This window comes from Solimonas variicoloris DSM 15731 (assembly GCF_000382285.1).
GTDB classification, from domain to species: domain Bacteria; phylum Pseudomonadota; class Gammaproteobacteria; order Nevskiales; family Nevskiaceae; genus Solimonas; species Solimonas variicoloris.
Genome location: NZ_KB907936.1, coordinates 26,536 through 43,378, shown reverse-complemented (window position 1 = coordinate 43,378; position 16,843 = coordinate 26,536). Strand labels below are relative to the sequence as shown.

The window sequence follows — 16,843 nt, the reverse complement described above, 5'->3', positions numbered from 1 at the left end:
CGGCTTCAGGCGGCGATCGGCGGCTTCAACAAGCGGCGACGGCCGCCGCACGCTCAGGGCGCAATCAGCTTGGCGTCCGGATAACCGTTGCCGGCGAGCTTGTCGAGCGCTGCCTGCGCCGGTTCGCGACCGGCGTACGGGCCGGCGCGAACCCGGTACAGCGTGCCCTTGCTGGTCTCGGTCGGCGACAGGATGCTCGGCTGCCCGAGTGTCTGCAGCCGCGCCTGAACCTGCCGCGCATTGCCGATATCGGCGAAACCGCCGACCTGCACGAACCAGCTGCCGACGGCGGCCGGCTTGGCAACGGCCGGATCCGGCACTGCCGGCTTCGCTGCCGGGGTGGGCCGCGGCTCGGCCGGCTTGGCCACCGCCTTCGGTTCGGTCGCCTTTGGTTCGACGGCCTTCGGTTCGGTCGCCTTCGGTTCGACCGCCTTTGGCTCGGTCGACGGCTTCGGCGCGCTGGCCGCATCGGGCTTACCGCCCGCTTTCGCCGGCGGCGCCGTGCCGGGTGCTGCCGGCGGCGCGACTTTCTTCGCCGTTTCGTCGGGCCCCGCTGGCAGCGGCTTTTGCGCATCGCCGGTGTCGGCGCCGGCATCGTCGTCGCCCGAGATCACGGTCTCGGCGGCGCCCTCGCCGTCCTCGCCGGCGGGCGTTGCGACGCCAGCGTCGGCCGGGGCCGCGGCGATCGTCGCCGGCGTCGCGGTCGCCGACGGCGGCGGCGGTTCCGGGTTGACGACCTCGTGCAGCGCAATGGTGACGACATCGGTGTCGCCCGGCTGGGCCGCCTGCTCGGGCGTCGGCAGCACCGACACGATCACGAACGCCACCAGCAGCAGCACCGCTGCGCCGGCGAGCCGCCGCTTCAGCTTGTCATCCATGTGCATCCGGATTTCTTTCCAGTTCGTTGAGGGCGGCGGCGACGGTCAGGAACGAGCCGGTCACGACGACACGCCCGCCGGCGCCGGCCTCGCGCCGCGCCTGCGCCAGCGCGACGCCGATATTCTCGCAGGTCTCGGCGCGGATCCCGGCGGCGGCGAGCCGCGCCTGCAGGGCGGCGGCATCGAGGCCGCGCGGACCGCCGAGACCGACGGCGAGCAGGCGTGTCGCGGTGGCGGCGAGCAGGCGCCCGACCGCCTCGACCGGCTTGTCGGCGAGCATGCCGAGCACCACGACCGTCGGCGCCGGCGGCTGCGCCGCGAGAAAGCCGGCCAGCGCCTGCGCCGATTCCAGATTGTGGGCGACGTCGAGCAGCACGCCGCGATATGTCTCGCAGCGGCCACGCAGCCGCAGCAGCGCCAGGCCGCGCTCGCAGTCGTCGCGCCGCAGCGGACGCTGCGCGAGGCCGGCGTGCACGGCGGCGAACACGCCGGCGGCATTCTGGTACTGCACCGCGCCGGCCAGCGCCGGCGGCGGCAGGCGCGTCCAGGTTTCGCCGCGGAGGCGCCAGTTCCAGTTGTGGTCCGGCAGCACCACGTAATCGAAATCGACGCCGAGTCGCAGCGTGCGCGCGCCGAGTGCATCGGCGGCGGCGAGCACCGACGCCGGCGGCTCGCGCTCGGCGATCACGGCGACACGGCCGCTGCGGAAGACGCCGGCCTTCTCGCCGCCGATCTGTTCGCGGTCGTCGCCGAGCCAGTCCTGGTGGTCGAGGCCGACATTGGTCAGCAGCGCGACGTCGGCATCGATCAGATTGACGGCGTCGAGACGACCGCCGAGTCCGACTTCGAGCACCTGTACGTCGACGCGCGCGCGGCGGAACAGCCAGAGCGCCGCCAGCGTGCCGAACTCGAAATAGGTCAGCGCCACCTCGCCGCGCGCCGCGTCGATCGCCGCGAAGGCCTCGCACAGCTCGGCGTCGCCGACCACGGCGCCGTCGATCTGCACGCGCTCGTTGTAGCGCAACACGTGCGGCGAGGTGTAGAGGCCGACGCGATAGCCGGCAGCGCGATAGATCGCAGCCGCCAGCGTCGCGCTGGATCCTTTGCCGTTGGTGCCGGCGACCGTCAGCGTGTACGCAGCGCCGGCTTCACGGCGGGTCGGCAAGCCGAGCCGCGCAGCGACCGCGCGCACGCGCTCGAGGCCGAGCGCGATCGCGCGCGGGCTCAAGGTCTCCTGAAAGCGCAACCACTCGTCGAGGCTGCGCAGGCGCGGCGGGGGCACTGCGGGGGAAACGGCTTTGCTCGGCGATTACTCGGAGGCGGCGCTCTTGGCCTCGGCCGGCGCGAAGTGCGTCAGCATCGCCAGCAGGCGGAAGATCTTCTCGCGCATCTCACGACGATCGACGATCAGGTCGATCGCGCCCTTTTCGAGCAGGAACTCGGCGCGCTGGAAGCCTTCCGGCAGCTTCTGGCGCACGGTCTGCTCGATGACGCGCGGGCCGGCGAAACCGATCAGCGCCCTGGGTTCGGCGATCTGGATGTCGCCGAGCTGCGCGAAGCTCGCCGAGACGCCGCCCATCGTCGGGTGCGTCAGCACCGAGATGAACGGCAGACCGCGGTCGGCGAGCTTGGCGAGCGCCGCCGAGGTCTTGGCCATCTGCATCAGCGAGAACAGCGACTCCTGCATGCGCGCGCCGCCCGAAGCGCTGAAGCAGACGTACGGCACGCCGTACTCCAGGCAGGCGTTGACGCCGCGCACGAACTTCTCGCCGACGACGCTGCCCATCGAGCCGCCCATGAAGCTGAACTCGAAGGCCGAGACCACCAGCGGCAGGCCCATCAGCTGGCCGCGCATGACGACCAGTGCGTCCTTCTCGTCGGTGTCGGCCTGCGCTTCCTTGATGCGGTCGCTGTACTTGCGGCTGTCCTTGAACTTCAGCGGATCGCGCGGCGCGATGTCGTTGCCGATCTCGACGCGCGGCTCGGCGTCGAGGAAGGTGTTGAGGCGGTCACGCGCCGAGATCGGGCGGTGGTTGCCGCACTTCGGGCAGACTTCGAGGGTGCGCTCGAGCTCGGCGCGGTACAGCACCGACTGGCAGCTCTCGCACTTGGTCCAGAGGCCTTCCGGCACGTTGCGCTTGCGCGCGCCGGAAGTCAGCAGCTTCGATCCCGCGATCTTGTCGAGCCAGCTCATCGAATCCGTCATGGCGTTGAGGAAGCGCTAATGGTAACCGGTCTGTCGGTTTTAACGTTGTGCCGCGTCGGGGCCGAGGCTGTCAAGCGCCGCGCGCAACGCCGCGAGCTTTTCCTGCAGCACCGCCGGCAATTCCTGCGGCCGCTCCTGAAGGCGCTCGATCTCGGCGACCAGCGCGCTGCCGACCACTACGCCGTCGGCGATGCCACCGACCGCACGCGCCGACGCGGCGTCACGGATGCCGAAGCCGACCGCGACCGGCAGTTTGGTATGGCGGCGGATCTCCGCCACCTGGGCCTCGACGCTGGCCACGTCGAGCGTGGCGGCGCCGGTCACGCCCTTGAGCGACACGTAGTAGAGATAGCCGCTGGCCGCGCGGGCGATCGCCTCGATGCGCGCCGGCGGGCTGGTCGGCGCCAGCAGGAAGATGCAGTCGAGTCCGTGCGCACGCAGCGTCGGCAGATAGTCCGGCGCCTCCTCGACCGCCAGGTCGACGAGCAGCACGCCGTCGACGCCGGCCGCCTGGGCGCGCGCCGCGAAGGCTTCGAGACCGCGCATCTCGACCGGGTTCAGGTAGCCCATCAGCACCACCGGCGTGTCGGCGTCGCTGCGCCGGAACTCGGCGACCATGTCGAGGATCTGCCAGAGCCCGGTGCCGTACTTGAGCGCGCGCTCGCAGGCCAGCTGGATGGTCGGGCCGTCGGCCATCGGATCGGAGAATGGCACGCCCAGCTCGATGACGTCGGCGCCGCCGCGCACCAGCGCGTGCATCAGGCTAACCGTGACGTCCGGCTGCGGATCGCCGGCGGTGATGTACGGAATCAGGGCCTTGCGGCCCGCGGCGCGCAGGCGCTCGAAGCGCGCGGCCAGTCGACTGCTGTTCATGGCGTCAATCGGTGGGAAACGGGAAATGGAAAGTCCGGGATCATGTCCCGAAGCCTTTTTCGAACACCATCTTCGCGCCGAGGCGGCGCAGTTCCGGGCCGCCGGCGTCGAGCGCGTCGATGATGCGCGCGACGCCCCAGCAGCGGTCCGGCGAGCCGGGCTCGGCGAACGCCTTGCGCAGGCGTTCCTGCTCGGCCGGGCTTTGCTCGACGACGAACTGGCGCACGGCGATCTGCACCAGCAGCCGGTCATCGTCGCCGAGCGGCGGCGAGACGGCGCCGTCGTCACGCGCCGTGGCCATCAGCACGGCGACGAATTCGTCCTGTGCGGCTGCCGGCAGGCGATCGAGCATCGTGAAATAGAGCGGAGCCTTGGCGTCGCTCATGATCGCGTCGCACTCGACCGGCGTGGCGTTGGCGAACAGCGGCCGGAACGCCGACAGCATGCGCACCTTGAGCGCGTCGCTGGCGGTGCGCGTACGGTCGTGCATCAGGCGTCGGCCGATCAAGTAGCCCAGCTGGCGCGAATCGCCCTGGCCGAAGCCGGCGACCTCCTCGTCGCTCATGCCCTGCACGAAGTCGCGCGAGAACGCCGGATCGCCGAGCAGCGCGAACCACGCGGAGGCGTACTTGCGGGCGGTCTGCGAAGTGCCGGGCGCACCCATCAGGCGCGCGCCGAGCGCCGGATCGCGCGCCAGCACCGCGGCCAGACGATTCAGCTCGTCGGCGAGCTTGCTGCGCGCCGGCGTCAGCGGATAGCGCGGCGCCGGCGCCGGCACGGCGGCTGCGGCCGGTGCCGCCGCCTGTACCGGCGCGGCGGGCGCAGCGGCCACGGGCGACGCCGGCCGTGACGCCGGGCCGGCACAGGCGGCCAGCGTCGCCAGCACGCAGACGAGCGCGGCGCGCGGCGACCTCATGTCAGCGTGATGCCCTCGAGCTTGGCGATCGTGAAAATGTCCTTGTCGCCGCGGCCCGACAGATTGACGACGATGCGCTTGCCGGCGCCGAGCCGCGGCGCCAGCTTCTTGGCATAGGCGATGGCATGCGAGGACTCGAGCGCCGGGATGATGCCCTCGGCGCGCGTCAGCTCGTGGAACGCGGCGAGCGCCTCGTCGTCGGTCGCCGACACATAGCTGACGCGACCGCTGTCCTTGAGCCACGAGTGCTCCGGACCGACGCCCGGATAGTCGAGGCCGGCGGAGATCGAATGCGTGCCCAGGATCTGGCCGTTCTCGTCGGCCATGACGTAAGTGCGGTTGCCGTGCAGGATGCCCGGCCGGCCGGCGCTCAGCGGCGCGGCGTGGTCCGGCGTGTCGACGCCGCGGCCGCCGGCCTCGACACCGTACATCGCCACGTTCTCGTAGCCGATGAACGGATGGAACAGGCCGATCGCGTTCGAGCCGCCGCCGACGCAGGCGACCAGCGCGTCCGGCGGGCAGCCGAACTTCTCCTGGCTCTGCACGATCACCTCGCGGCCGATCACCGCCTGGAAGTCGCGCACCAGCATCGGATACGGATGCGGGCCGGCGACGGTGCCGATCACGTAGAAGGTGTCGTCGACGTTGGTCACCCAGTCGCGCAGCGCTTCGTTCAGCGCATCCTTGAGCGTCTTCGTGCCGCTGTGCACCGGCCGCACTTCGGCGCCGAGCAGCTTCATGCGGAACACGTTCGGCGACTGCCGCTGCACGTCCTCGGCGCCCATGTAGACGACGCACTGCAGGCCGAGGCGCGCGGCGATCGTGGCGCTGGCCACGCCGTGCTGGCCGGCGCCGGTCTCGGCGATGATGCGCTTCTTGCCGAGATGCTTGGCAAGCAGCGCCTGACCGATCGTGTTGTTGATCTTGTGCGCGCCGGTGTGGTTCAGATCTTCGCGCTTGAGCCAGATCTCCGCCCCGCCCCAGCGCTGCGTCAGGCGCTTGGCCGGATACAGCGGCGACGGCCGGCCCACGTAGTCGCGCAGATCGGCGTCGAATTCGGCGAGAAAGGCCGGGTCGTCCTTGAGCCGCAGATAGGCCGCCTCGAGCTCGCGCAGCGGCTCCATCAGCGTCTCGGCGACGAACTGGCCGCCATACGGGCCGAAGTGCCCCTTCTTGTCCGGAAAGTCGTAACTCATCGTTTCACCGCTTGCAGTTTCTTTTCGGCGCGCCGCACGGCGTCGACGAAGGCGCCCATCTTTGCCTCGTCCTTGACGCCCGGCTTGCGCTCAATGCCGCTGGAGACGTCGACCGCGTACGGCGCGAGCATGGCGATGCCGCGACCGACGTTGCCGGCGTTGAGGCCGCCGGCGAGCACCAGCGGCTTGTTGATCTTCGGTACCGCAGCCCAGTCGAAGGCCTCGCCGCGCCCGCCGAGTCCGCCCGGCGCATGGCCGTCGAGCAGCAGCGCCGCGGCGCTGCGGTAGTGCCGCGCCGCGCCGCGCAGCGAAACCTTGCCGCCCATCGCGATCGCCTTCAGGTACGGCACGCCGAAGCTCGCGCAGAACGCCGGCGCCTCGTTGCCGTGAAACTGCAGCAGATCGGGGCGCACGGCGTCGATCGCGTCCTGCACGTAGCTGGCGTCCGGGTCCTTGAACAGCAGCACGCTGCTGACGAACGGCGGCAGGCTCGCGCGCAGACGCGCGGCGAGCGCGAAGTCGACGGCGCGCGGGCTCGCCGGGACCAGGATCAGACCGATCGCATCGACGCCCAGCGCCACAGCGGCCTCGACGTCACGGGGACGGCGCAGACCACAGAACTTGATGCGAATGCGGGACACTGGAACCTTGTTCGTTGCTTCACGGCCGCTGCGCGGCCCTCACCCCACCATTCGCTTCGCGAACGGTCCTCCCCTCTCCCGCTACGCGGGCGAGGGGCGGTGGCGTCGCCGCGCGACCCTTACGCTCCGGGGAACCACGGCTGCGGCGGTTTCGGGAGCGCGAATTCTGCCGGATATTGCGGCCCTACGAAATAGAGCCCTTCGGCCGGCGCCGTCATGCCGGCTTTCGTGCGGTCGCGTGCGGCGAGCACCTGCGCGACCCAGGCGACCGGCTGCTTGCCGAGTCCGACCTCGACCAGGGTGCCGGTGATGTTGCGCACCATGTGGTGCAGGAAGGCATTGCCGGCGATGTCGAGCACGACGAAATCGCCGCGCCGCTGCACCTCGATGCGGCGCACGTTGCGCATCGGCGTCGGCGACTGGCACTGCGAATCGCGGAACGAGCTGAAGTCGAGCTCGCCGACCAGGGCCTGCGCGGCCTCGTGCATCGCCGCGGCGTCGAGCGGCCGCGGCCAGTGCGCAGTGCGGCCGCCGAGCAGTGCGCTGCGCGCGCGCCGGTTGTGGATCACGTAGCGGTACGAACGCTCCACGGCGCTGTGACGCGCGTGAAACCCGATCGGCACCGCCTGCACCCAGCGCAGGCTGACGTCGGCGGCCAGATTGCTGTTGGTGCCGAGCAGCCAGGCGTAATCGCTGCGCACGGCGTCGCTGTCGAAGTGCACGACCTGCTGCATCGCGTGCACGCCGGCGTCGGTGCGGCCGGCCGCGGTCACCGTCAGCGGATGGTCGGCGACGCGGCCGAGCGCGCGTTCGAGCTCGGCCTGGATCGTGTGCAAGCCGGTCAGTGCCTGCCAGCCCGAGTACGCCGCGCCGAGATACTCGACACCGGCCGCGTAGCGCGCCACGCGCCCGGACCCGTCAGCGCGCTGCGCGCATCAGCCGAGGCGGCCGAGCAGGTTGCGCGCTTCCTGCTGCTGCGCGTCGTTGCCCTGCTGCAGCACCTCGTTCAGCAGGCCGCGCGCCATCTCGTTGTCGCCCATGTCGACGTAGGCCCGCGCCAGATCGAGCTTGGTGCCGGCCTCGTCGCCGGAGATCTCGCCGGCATCGGTCGGCACCACGTCGAAGTCGAACTCGTCGAGACGGATGCCGGCGCTCGCCTCGGCAGCAGGCGCAGCCGCGCCCGCAGGCGCCGGCGCGGCGGGCGCCTCGATGTCGAAAGCGCTGAGATCGAATTCGACGGTGTTGCCGGCATCGGCCGCGGCCGGCGGCGGGGCCGGCGTGGCGGCAGGCGTCGGATCGAGATCGAACTCGCCGAGGTCGAACTCGACCGTCTCGGCCGGCTTCGGCGCCGGCTCATCGAGCTTGCCGGCGTCCAGCGACGCCAGTTCGAGATCCTCGAGGCGGAATTCCAGCGACTCCTCGCTCACGGCGTGCGTCGTCGCGGCCGGCGTCTCGGTGGCGGACGGCGTCTCCAGCGGCGTATCGAAGCTGAAATCGAGATCGGTCTCGAGCGGCACGTCGGCGCTGGCGCCGTCGGCGAACAGCGGCGACGCCGGCGCGATCTGCCGCCCCATGATCGCCAGCTTCTGCCACTCGGCCGGCGGCACGCGGTCCTTCAGTACCGCAGCGGTCTGCTCGAAATCCTCGGCCTTGCCGGCGGCGAAGTAGGTCTCGGCCAGCTTGAGGCCGATGTCGAGGCGCTGCGGTTCCTTCTCGGCGGCCTGGCGCAGCAGCAGCGCGGCTTCGTCGTAGAGCCCGTAGGCCAGATGGAAGTCGGCTTCCGACACCGGGTCGTTGGCGTCGAGGTCGATCTGCACCGTCTGTGTCGCGAACTGTCCGGTGAGATCGAAATCGACCGGCGGCAGATTGGCGTCGGCGGTCGCCGGCGCGGCATCGAACACTTGCGCCGCGGTGGGCGCGGCCACGTCCGCTTCCGGCGCCGTGTCGAGGCTGTCCTGCAGGCGTTCCAGCGCCTCGCGCGCGCTGAGCTTGTCGGCCGCCACGTCGGCGACCGGCGCGGCGGCAGCCGCGGCGACGCCGCCGGCAGCGGCCATCTTGCCGGCCGACGGCCGCGAGCGCATGTCGCGCATGTCGGGAGCGAGCGCGGCCGGTGCGGCGTGGGCATCGCGACGCTGCTTCCAGCGCGTGTAGAGATAGCCGATGCCGCCCAGCGCGAGCAGGCCGAGCACCAGCGGGATCAGCAGGCTTTCCAGCAAGCCAGCTTCCTCGCCGCGGGCCGGAGCCGGGGCCGGCGGGGTCGCCGGCTTGGGTGCCGGCGCGGCGCTCGGTTCGCTGGCGGCCGGAGCGGCGCTCGCATCCGGCGCCGGCGCGGCATGCTCCGCCGCCGGCTCGGCCACGGGTTCAGCGCTGGCGGCAGCCGGAGCGGCCGATGACGGCGACGCGGCGCTCGGCGCTGCGACGGCAGCCGGCGCCGGTTCGGGCAGCGCGGCGGCCGGCGCCGCGGCTTCGGGAGCCGGGACGGCCGGCGCCTCGGCGGCCGGCGTCACCGCCGGCGGCGGCGCGATCTGCGCCGGTTCGATCTGCGGACGCCGCGGCCGCGGCGCGACGCGACGCGCGGCAGCGCCGGCCGGCAGCGCGCGCAGGCGCGCGACCTCGGCCTTGGCGTCGGCGGCGCCGGTCGCCGTCATGTCGGCGGCGCTCGGCACGCGCAGCATCGCGCCCTTCAGCAGGCCGTTGAGGCCGCCGTCGAAGGCGCGCGGATTGCTGTTGTAGATCGCCAGCAGCACCTGATCCATGCTGATGTCGGGACTCGGCCGCATCCGCGTGGCGATGCTCCACAGCGTCTCGGCCGGCTTGACAGGACCGTACAGCTCGCCCGCTTCGGCCATGCCGGTTTCGCCTGCGGCGGCGGGCGCGTCGCTGGCCGCCACCGGCGCCTGGGCGCGCGGCGCCGGCTTGCGCGGCGCCGAACGCACCGGCTCTTCGAAGACGATCGTCGGCTTGGCCTCGCCTCCCGCGGCGGCGGGCGCCGGCGCGGCGCTCGCCAGGCCCGGCGGATCGAGCAGCACGGTGTACTGGCGCAGGATGCGGCTGCCACCGCTGCGGATCTCGAGCAGCAGCTGCAGATAAGGTTCACGCGCCGGCTGCGCGCTGCTGATCTCGATGCGCGCCGGACCATCGGTGCGCACGGCGAAGCGCAGCGTCGACAGATAGGCGTTGCGGTCGAGGCCGGCGCGGGCGAAATCGTCGACGCTGGCCAGCGTCACGCGCAGACCGTCCGCCTCTTCGGCGCTGACCGCGGTCAGCGGAATCGTGGCGCTGAAATGCTGGTTCAGATGCGAACGCACCTGAATGTCGCCAAGGCCCAGCGCGGCCGCCGACGACAGCCACAGTCCGACGACGATCGCCGCCGCAGGCTTCACGATGCGCTTCATAGCCCTCCAAGCCCCCCTTGGACCCGTCGCGAGCGCCGCACCGAATTTCATGCTGCGGCTTAAATAAAGCATATAAGCCCTTTTATACATGATGATTTATAAATAGTCACGGACGACGATTTCGGCATTCGCCAATGCATTCAAGGCACTGCAGCGACGGATGTTGTCGGCGGTCAGCCACAGCGCCAGCGCATGCGGCTCGCCGCGCACCGCGCGCAGCCGGCCGAGGCGCACGTCGGTACTCATCGCCGCGTCGGTGACCGGAGTGGCGCCATCCTCGGCGAGGCGCGAAGCCTCGAGCGAGAAGCCGGGCAGCGCCGACAGGCGCTCGGCGGCGAGTTCGAGATCGACCGGCTGTCCAAAGCGCAGCTCGATGCTGGCGGCGTCGCCGTAGAACACCGGGACCTGCACCAGCGTCGCCTGCACCGCCAGCCGCGGCCGGCCGAGCAGCGCCGGCAGTTCATCGGCGATGCGACGCTCGCGCTCGGTATAGCCGTCGACGCCGGCGTCGCCGTCCTGGCCGAGCACGTTGAAGGCGATCTGCCGCGCGTAATAGCGGCGCTCGTAGAAACGGGCGTTGAGCAGCGCCGTGGTCTCGCGGGCGAGATCCTCCAGCGCGGCGCGGCCGCCATCGGAGGCGGCGATCAGCCCGGTCAGCGTCACCGCGGTCAGGCCGAACGCGGCATCGAGCGCGGCGAGCACCGGCGCCAGCGCGACGTTGAGGCGATCCGGCGAGGCGACGATGCCGCGCTCGTTGAAGGCGGCCAGCGCCTTCGCGTTGACCTCGGGCACGACCACCGGGATCGCCGAATCAGGCCAGGCCTGGCCGCTGGCGTCGATCACGACGACGCCGGCATCGGCGGCACGCTCGGCCTGCGCCGACAGCTCCGGATCGTCGTCGGCGAGGAACGCGAGCTGCACCTGCGTGAAATCGAACTGGCGGGCGTCTTCGAGCAACAGCGCCTGCCCGACGAAGCGGACGTCGGCCTCCGAGGCCGGATCGAGCACCAGCGCCGAAGTCTCGCCGGCCGGGAAGCGACGCTCGGCCATCAGTTCCAGCAGCGCCTCGGCGATCGGGCTGTCGGCGCCGATCACTGCGATCTCATACCGCTTCGACATGCACTCTCCTCTGTGAACGATCCGTACGGCGGCCTTGCAGCGTAGCGCGAACCGGCCGTGCGCTGACGACCCGGCTGACGCACGGCGCGCATGACGCCGCCCAACGAAAAAGACCCGCCGGCGAGACGCCGGACGGGTCTGCGCGAAGGGGCGCCATTCTAGGGCCTGTCGGCGCGGCTAACATCGCGCCGACAGGCCCGCGGGCGACCGCGCCGCGATGTTCAGCGCGCGAGCAGGATGCGCAGCATGCGACGCAGCGGCTCGGCAGCGCCCCACAGCAGCTGGTCGCCGACGGTGAACGCGCCGAGATAGGTCGGGCCCATGTTGAGCTTGCGCAGGCGGCCGACGGCGACGTTCAGCGTGCCGGTGACGGCGACCGGGGTCAGCGCCTTCATCGAGTCCTCGCGCGTGTTCGGCACCACGCGTACCCATTCGTTGTGGGTGCGGATCATCTGCTCGATCTCGGCGACCGGCACGTCGCGCTTGAGCTTGATGGTCAGCGCCTGCGAGTGGCAGCGCATCGCGCCGATGCGCACGCACAGGCCGTCGACCGGGATCGGGTCGGCCGCGCGGCCGAGGATCTTGTTGGTCTCCGCCTGACCCTTCCATTCTTCCTTGGACTGGCCGTTGTCGAGCTGCTTGTCGATGTACGGGATCAGCGAACCCGCCAGCGGCACGCCGAAGTGCTGCGTCGGGAAATCGGCCGAGCGCTGCGCGGCGGCCACCTTGCGGTCGATGTCGAGGATCGCCGACGCCGGCTCGGCCAGTTCGGCGGCGACCGTGCGCTCGAGCACGCCCATCTGCGCCAGCAGCTCGCGCATGTTCTGCGCGCCGGCGCCGGACGCGGCCTGGTAAGTCATCGCGCTCATCCACTCGACGAGGCCGGCTTCGTACAGCGCGCCGACCGCCATCAGCATCAGCGACACCGTGCAGTTGCCGCCGATGTAGTTCTTCACGCCCTTGTCGAGCGCGGCGTCGATCACGGCGCGGTTGACCGGATCGAGAATGATGACGGCGTCGTCGGCCATGCGCAGTGCCGAGGCGGCGTCGATCCAGTAGCCGTCCCAGCCGGCGGCGCGCAGCTTCGGGAACACCGCGTTCGTATAGTCGCCGCCCTGGCAGGTGATGATGATGTCCATCGCCCGCAGCGCCTCGACGCTGTTCGCGTCCTTGAGCGCCGGCGTGTCGCGTCCGCCGATCTTCGGGCCCGCGCCGCCGACGGCGGACGTGCTGAAGAAATGCGGCTCGACGTGAACGAAGTCGTTCTCCTCCTGCATGCGCTGCATCAGCACCGAGCCGACCATGCCGCGCCAGCCGACCAGACCTAGCTTCTTCATCTCTCTACCCTTCAGGACATCTCGTGTGCGGAGCGCCGTCGCTCCGCGTTGGAAATCATGCGCGCCGACGCGCGCGTCTCAGGCCAGGCGCTTGAGCGCCGCGACCACCGCGTCGCCCATCTCGCGCGTGCCGATCACCTTCTCGCCCGGCTGCGCGATGTCGCCGGTGCGATAGCCGTCGCGCAGCACCTGCTTGACGGCGGCGTCGATGCGATCGGCGACGTCGCCGCGGCCGAAGCTGTAGCGGAACATCATGCCGACCGACAGGATCGTCGCCAGCGGATTGGCCTTGTTCTGGCCGGCGATGTCCGGCGCGCTGCCGTGGATCGGCTCGTACATGCCCTTGTTGTTCGCATCGAGCGAGGCCGAGGGCAGCATGCCGATCGAGCCGGCCAGCATCGAGGCTTCGTCGGAGAGGATGTCGCCGAAGATGTTGCCGGTGACGATCACGTCGAACTGCTTCGGCCGCTTGAGCAGCTGCATCGCCGCGTTGTCGACGTACATGTGCGTCAGCTCGACGTCCGGATACTCCTGGCCGATGCGGATCACCACCTCGCGCCACAGGCGCGAGGTCTCCAGCACGTTCTCCTTGTCGACCGAGCAGACGCGCTTGTGGCGCTTGCGCGCGGCCTCGAAGGCGACGCGGGCGATGCGCTCGATCTCCGGCACGCTGTAGTGCATGGTGTCGTAGCCTTCGAGCTGGCCGTCGGCATTGGTGCGGCGGCCGCGCGGCTGACCGAAGTAGATGTCGCCGGTCAGCTCGCGCAGGATCAGGATGTCGAGCCCGGCGATCACCTCCTTCTTCAGCGACGACGCGTCGGCGAGTTCCTCGAAGGCCAGCGCCGGCCGGAAGTTGGCGAACAGGTTCAGATCCTTGCGGATGCCGAGCAGGCCGCGCTCCGGGCGCAGCTCGCGCGGCAGCTCGTCGTACTTCGGGCCGCCGACCGCGGCGAGCAGGATCGCGTCGGCCTCGCGCGCCGCCTTCTGCGTGCTCGGCGGATACGGATGGCCCTCGGCGTCGTAGGCGGCGCCGCCGAGCAGGCCGAAGCGCCACTCGATCGCCTCGCCGCCCGCCTTCAGCACCTCGAGCACCTTGACCGCCTCGCCCATGATCTCGGGGCCGATGCCGTCGCCGGTCAGAATCAGGATCTTCTTCGTCGTCATTGTCGTGTCGTCTGTCGTTCGTGAAATCGATGGGAACGGCGTGCCGCGGCCCCTCAGGCCGGCCGCCGCTTCATGGCGATGAAACGCAGCCGGACGTAGTCGGCGGTCCACTGTCCCGCCGCGCTGGCGAGCCGCGGCGCCAGCGCGCTGCGCACCTCGTCGACCAGCGCCGCGCGCCCGGCCTCCGGCACCGCGGCGAGAAAGGCCTGCGCGAAGGTCTGCAGCCAGCCGCGGATATCGCCCGGCAGCCGCGTCGGCCGCGCGAAGGTCTCGATGCCGGCGATCTCGAAACCGGCCGCCTGCAGGCGGCGGCGATAGTCGGCGAGCGTCGGGAAGAACCAGGGATCGGCGGCGGCGGCGTCGAGGCCGCGCCGCGCCATCGCCTCATGCACGGCACCGCGGATCGCAGCGACGTTGCCGGCCGCGCCCATCTCGGCGACGAAGCGGCCGCCGGGCTTCAGCGCGCGCGCCACGCCGGCCAGCACCGCGTCGGGATCGCGCTTCATCCAGTGCAGCGCCGCGTTCGAGAACACGGCGTCGAACTCGGCGTCGAACGGCAGCGCCTGAGCGTCGAGCACGCGCGCGTCAAGGCCGCGCGCCCGCGCCGCCGCAACCAGTTCGGGGCTGGCATCGGCGCCGACTACCGTGGCGCCGCGCTCGACCAGCTGCTCGGTCAGCGCGCCGTCGCCGCAGCCCAGATCGAGCACGCGCTCGCCCGGCGCCGGCGCCAGCCAGTCGACCAGATCGGCGGCCAGATCGGCGACGAAACGGCCGTTACGCGCGTAGGCGCCAGCGTCCCAGGCCTGACCGGCGGCGATCGCGTTCACGCCTGGAACAGCCACGGCGCTTCTCCGCGGCGGCGCGCTTCGTAGGCGCGGATCGCGTCCGCCTGCTGCAGCGTCAGACCGATCTCGTCGAGACCGTTGACCAGGTTGTGCTTGCGGCCGGCATCGATCTCGAACGAGAAGGCCTTGCCGCACGGCAGCCGCACCTGCTGCGCCGGCAGATCGATCGTGAACTGCGCATCCGCATTCTTGGCGATGCCGTCGAAGATCGCCTGCACTTCCTCGGCCTTCAGCACCACCGGCAGCACGCCGTTCTTGAAGCAGTTCGAGAAGAAGATGTCGGCAAAGCTCGGCGCGATCACGGCGCGAAAGCCGTAGTCGTCAAGCGCCCACACGGCGTGCTCGCGCGACGAGCCGCAGCCGAAGTTGTTGCGCGCGATCAGGATCTGCGCGCCCTTGTGCGCGGGCTGGTTCAGCACGAAATCCGGATTGACGCGGCGCGTGGCCGGATCGATCTCCAGATCGCCGGCGTCGAGATAACGCCAGTCGTCGAACAGGAACGGGCCGAAGCCGGTGCGGCGGATCGACTTCAGGTACTGCTTCGGGATGATCGCGTCGGTATCGACGTTCGGACGATCGAGCGGCGCGATCTTGCTGCTGACGACAGTGAAAGCTTTCATTCTGATTCTCCGGTGCGCCGCTCAGAACGAGCGCACGTCGACGAAGTGGCCGGCGATGCCGGCGGCGGCCGCCATCGCTGGGTGAGCCGGGGCTTTCAAGGACTGCCCGTGGCAGTCCTTGCCCGGCGAACGCCCGATCGCCGGCGATCGGGCCGGGGCGGTGCTCCGGCGATGCAGGGCAACGCTTGCCATCACGACAAAGTCCTGACGTCGACGAAATGCCCGGCAATCCCCGCCGCGGCCGCCATCGCCGGAGAAACCAGATGCGTACGACCGCCGGCGCCCTGGCGGCCTTCGAAGTTGCGGTTGGACGTCGACGCGCAGCGCTCGCCCGGCTCCAGACGGTCGGCGTTCATCGCCAGACACATCGAGCAGCCCGGCTCGCGCCATTCGAAGCCGGCCTCGACGAAGATCCGGTCGAGCCCTTCGGCCTCGGCCTGCTGCTTCACCAGACCCGAGCCGGGCACGACCATCGCCAGCTTGACGTTCGCCGCCTTCTTGCGGCCCTTCACGACGGCCGCGGCGGCGCGCATGTCTTCGATGCGCGAGTTCGTGCACGAGCCGATGAAGACCTTGTCGATGGCGATCGCATCGATCGGCGTGCCGGCGGCGAGACCCATGTAGGCCAGCGCCTTTTCCATGCCGTTGCGCTTGACCGGATCGGCCTCGCGCGCCGGGTCCGGCACGCAGGCGCCGACCGGCAGCACCATTTCCGGCGAGGTGCCCCAGCTGACCTGCGGCTCGATCGATGCGGCGTCGATCTCGACCACGCGGTCGAAGCGCGCGCCCGGGTCGCTCTTCAGCGTCTTCCAGTCGGCGACCGCCGCGTCCCAGTGCTCGGGCTTCGGCGCGTACAGCCGGCCCTTCACGTAGGCGATGGTCTTGTCGTCGACGGCAACCAGGCCGGCGCGCGCTCCGCCCTCGATCGCCATGTTGCACAGGGTCATGCGACCTTCCATCGACAGGTCCTCGATCACCTCGCCGGCGTATTCGATGACGTGTCCGGTGCCGCCGGCGGTGCCGATGCGGCCGATGATCGCCAGCGTGATGTCCTTGGCGGTGACGCCGGGGCCGACGTGACCGCTGACGCGGATCAGCATGGTCTTGGCTTTCTTGAGCACCAGCGTCTGCGTCGCCAGCGCATGCTCAACCTCGCTGGTGCCGATGCCGAAGGCCAGCGCGCCGAACGCGCCGTGCGTCGAGGTGTGCGAATCGCCGCAGACCACGGTCATGCCCGGCAGCGTCGCGCCCTGCTCCGGGCCGATCACGTGGACGATGCCCTGGCGCAGGTCGTTCATGCGGAATTCGGTGATGCCATATTCCGCGCAGTTGGCGTCGAGCGCGTCGACCTGGGCGCGCGAGATTGGATCCTTGATGCCCTGCACGCGATCCGGCGTGGTCGGCACGTTGTGGTCGGCGACCGCCAGGTTGGCGCCCAGGCGCCAGGGCTGGCGATGGTTCAGGCGCAGGCCGTCGAAGGCCTGCGGGCTGGTCACTTCGTGCACCAGATGGCGATCGATGTAGATCAGCGCCGAGCCGCCGCCGAGATCCTTGACGACGTGGGCGTCCCAGATCTTGTCGTACAGGGTGCGGGGGCTGGCTGCGGTCATCGTGGCTCTCCGGTAAGTCGTGTCGGGCGGCGTCGCGGCGGAC

At 70.7% G+C, this 16,843-nt stretch carries 15 protein-coding genes; all 15 read right to left on the bottom strand.

Going from position 1 to position 16,843, the window contains the following annotated elements:
• Positions 1 to 53 precede the first annotated feature (53 nt).
• Entirely contained in the window at positions 54 to 878 is an 825-nt protein-coding gene (locus tag H149_RS0113475) for an SPOR domain-containing protein (protein ID WP_020650292.1), read from the bottom strand.
• Positions 871 to 2,160 (bottom strand): bifunctional folylpolyglutamate synthase/dihydrofolate synthase, encoded by a 1,290-nt coding sequence (locus H149_RS20995; RefSeq protein WP_020650291.1) that lies wholly within the window; start codon positions 2,158 to 2,160, stop codon positions 871 to 873. Before H149_RS20995 ends, H149_RS0113475 begins: the two co-directional genes overlap by 8 nt.
• 27 nt (positions 2,161 to 2,187) lie before the next feature.
• Positions 2,188 to 3,072: an acetyl-CoA carboxylase, carboxyltransferase subunit beta gene (gene accD / locus H149_RS0113465; protein WP_039749020.1), complete on the bottom strand. Its 885-nt coding sequence runs from the start codon at positions 3,070 to 3,072 to the stop codon at positions 2,188 to 2,190.
• Positions 3,073 to 3,123: 51 nt separating this feature from the next.
• Positions 3,124 to 3,957 carry a tryptophan synthase subunit alpha gene (gene trpA / locus H149_RS0113460; RefSeq protein ID WP_020650289.1) on the bottom strand — a complete coding sequence of 278 codons (834 nt, stop codon included), beginning with the start codon at positions 3,955 to 3,957 and terminating at the stop codon, positions 3,124 to 3,126.
• A 40-nt stretch (positions 3,958 to 3,997) separates the two neighbouring features.
• On the bottom strand, positions 3,998 to 4,789 hold the full coding sequence (locus H149_RS0113455; RefSeq protein WP_154654804.1) for a hypothetical protein: 792 nt from the start codon (positions 4,787 to 4,789) through the stop codon (positions 3,998 to 4,000).
• A gap of 80 nt (positions 4,790 to 4,869) precedes the next feature.
• Positions 4,870 to 6,069, bottom strand: a complete 1,200-nt coding sequence (gene trpB, locus H149_RS0113450) for a tryptophan synthase subunit beta (protein ID WP_020650288.1) — start codon at positions 6,067 to 6,069, stop codon at positions 4,870 to 4,872.
• Positions 6,066 to 6,710, bottom strand: coding sequence for a phosphoribosylanthranilate isomerase (locus tag H149_RS0113445; protein ID WP_039749010.1), 645 nt, complete (start codon positions 6,708 to 6,710; stop codon positions 6,066 to 6,068). Before H149_RS0113445 ends, trpB begins: the two co-directional genes overlap by 4 nt.
• Positions 6,711 to 6,829: 119 nt before the next feature.
• Positions 6,830 to 7,615 (bottom strand): tRNA pseudouridine(38-40) synthase TruA, encoded by a 786-nt coding sequence (gene truA / locus H149_RS0113440; protein ID WP_020650286.1) that lies wholly within the window; start codon positions 7,613 to 7,615, stop codon positions 6,830 to 6,832.
• A gap of 30 nt (positions 7,616 to 7,645) precedes the next feature.
• Positions 7,646 to 10,105 carry a motility hub landmark protein FimV gene (locus H149_RS22260; RefSeq protein ID WP_020650285.1) on the bottom strand — a complete coding sequence of 820 codons (2,460 nt, stop codon included), beginning with the start codon at positions 10,103 to 10,105 and terminating at the stop codon, positions 7,646 to 7,648.
• Between the two features lie 96 nt (positions 10,106 to 10,201).
• On the bottom strand, positions 10,202 to 11,224 hold the full coding sequence (locus H149_RS0113430) for an Asd/ArgC dimerization domain-containing protein (RefSeq protein ID WP_020650284.1): 1,023 nt from the start codon (positions 11,222 to 11,224) through the stop codon (positions 10,202 to 10,204).
• A 221-nt stretch (positions 11,225 to 11,445) separates the two neighbouring features.
• Positions 11,446 to 12,561 (bottom strand): aspartate-semialdehyde dehydrogenase, encoded by a 1,116-nt coding sequence (gene asd / locus H149_RS0113425; protein ID WP_020650283.1) that lies wholly within the window; start codon positions 12,559 to 12,561, stop codon positions 11,446 to 11,448.
• A gap of 78 nt (positions 12,562 to 12,639) precedes the next feature.
• Positions 12,640 to 13,725, bottom strand: coding sequence for a 3-isopropylmalate dehydrogenase (leuB, locus tag H149_RS0113420; protein WP_020650282.1), 1,086 nt, complete (start codon positions 13,723 to 13,725; stop codon positions 12,640 to 12,642).
• 53 nt (positions 13,726 to 13,778) lie between these two features.
• Positions 13,779 to 14,567, bottom strand: a complete 789-nt coding sequence (locus H149_RS0113415; RefSeq protein ID WP_211213604.1) for a class I SAM-dependent methyltransferase — start codon at positions 14,565 to 14,567, stop codon at positions 13,779 to 13,781.
• Positions 14,549 to 15,190: a 3-isopropylmalate dehydratase small subunit gene (leuD, locus tag H149_RS0113410; protein WP_020650280.1), complete on the bottom strand. Its 642-nt coding sequence runs from the start codon at positions 15,188 to 15,190 to the stop codon at positions 14,549 to 14,551. Before leuD ends, H149_RS0113415 begins: the two co-directional genes overlap by 19 nt.
• A 191-nt stretch (positions 15,191 to 15,381) precedes the next feature.
• Positions 15,382 to 16,800 (bottom strand): 3-isopropylmalate dehydratase large subunit, encoded by a 1,419-nt coding sequence (leuC, locus tag H149_RS0113400; protein ID WP_020650278.1) that lies wholly within the window; start codon positions 16,798 to 16,800, stop codon positions 15,382 to 15,384.
• Positions 16,801 to 16,843 lie beyond the last annotated feature (43 nt).

Excerpts from the sequence above, each read along its gene's own strand:
- H149_RS0113475 (WP_020650292.1), bottom strand. The coding sequence starts at position 878 with ATGGATGACAAGCTGAAGCGGCGGCTCGCCGGCGCAGCGGTGCTGCTG.
- accD (WP_039749020.1), bottom strand. The coding sequence starts at position 3,072 with ATGAGCTGGCTCGACAAGATCGCGGGATCGAAGCTGCTGACTTCCGGC.
- trpA (WP_020650289.1), bottom strand. The coding sequence starts at position 3,957 with ATGAACAGCAGTCGACTGGCCGCGCGCTTCGAGCGCCTGCGCGCCGCG.
- trpB (WP_020650288.1), bottom strand. The coding sequence starts at position 6,069 with ATGAGTTACGACTTTCCGGACAAGAAGGGGCACTTCGGCCCGTATGGC.
- H149_RS22260 (WP_020650285.1), bottom strand. The coding sequence starts at position 10,105 with ATGAAGCGCATCGTGAAGCCTGCGGCGGCGATCGTCGTCGGACTGTGG.
- H149_RS0113430 (WP_020650284.1), bottom strand. The coding sequence starts at position 11,224 with ATGTCGAAGCGGTATGAGATCGCAGTGATCGGCGCCGACAGCCCGATC.
- asd (WP_020650283.1), bottom strand. The coding sequence starts at position 12,561 with ATGAAGAAGCTAGGTCTGGTCGGCTGGCGCGGCATGGTCGGCTCGGTG.
- leuB (WP_020650282.1), bottom strand. The coding sequence starts at position 13,725 with ATGACGACGAAGAAGATCCTGATTCTGACCGGCGACGGCATCGGCCCC.
- leuD (WP_020650280.1), bottom strand. The coding sequence starts at position 15,190 with ATGAAAGCTTTCACTGTCGTCAGCAGCAAGATCGCGCCGCTCGATCGT.
- leuC (WP_020650278.1), bottom strand. The coding sequence starts at position 16,800 with ATGACCGCAGCCAGCCCCCGCACCCTGTACGACAAGATCTGGGACGCC.